General features: G+C 56.8%; 1 rRNA gene. It reads left to right on the forward strand.

Going from position 1 to position 222, the window contains the following annotated elements:
* Positions 1-222 (forward strand): 23S ribosomal RNA (locus JDF658_RS02850); the annotation flags it as partial.

The raw sequence follows: 222 nt of genomic DNA on the forward strand, positions 1-222 counted from the left end.
GAGGGGCAAATCAGGCAGCGCGGCAGAGCTGCCGGGGAGTAAGAAACCTTATCTATAGGCGAAGAGGACTGGAAAGTCCCGCGACACAAGGTAAAAGCCCTGTAGCCGAAATAGATGAGGCTCCCGATTTGACCCCGAGTACCACGGGACACGAGGAACCCTGTGGGAATCCGGGAGGACCACCTCCCAAGGCTAAATACTCCTTGGCGACCGATAGTGAAC

Source organism: Carboxydocella sp. JDF658, assembly GCF_002049395.1.
GTDB lineage: Bacteria > Bacillota.